The organism is Microbacterium sp. ZXX196 (genome assembly GCF_009709595.1).
Lineage (GTDB): Bacteria > Actinomycetota > Actinomycetes > Actinomycetales > Microbacteriaceae > Microbacterium > Microbacterium excoecariae.
In genome coordinates this window covers 1-272 of the sequence record NZ_WMEE01000175.1, presented here as the reverse complement: position 1 = coordinate 272, position 272 = coordinate 1, and the positions used below count along the sequence as shown (strand labels likewise).

1 pseudogene is annotated in these 272 nt (G+C 66.9%); it reads right to left on the bottom strand.

Annotation, left to right across the window (positions count from 1 at the left end):
* A pseudogene (locus GJQ66_RS12655) lies at positions 1-272 on the bottom strand (extracellular solute-binding protein); the annotation flags it as partial.

Sequence of the window (272 nt, the reverse complement as noted above, 5' to 3'; positions counted from 1 at the left end):
GTCGTTCGCCCAGCGGGCTATCGAGTCCCTCTGGCCATCGGGGATGTCAGTGAAACCGGCGACCATGTACGGCGCGAGCAGCCCCTTCTGGGCGGCGCTCTGCGCGAAGGAACTGCCGAGGTCCAGGACGTCGGGCGCGCGGTCCTGGCCCTTGCGCGAGGTGACCGCGTTGATCTCGTCCTGGATGGCGCCGTTCGGGTTCTCGACCTCGACCTTGATGCCGTACTTCTTCTCGAACCCGTCGATCAGGGCGCCGTAGTTGGCCCAGGTGC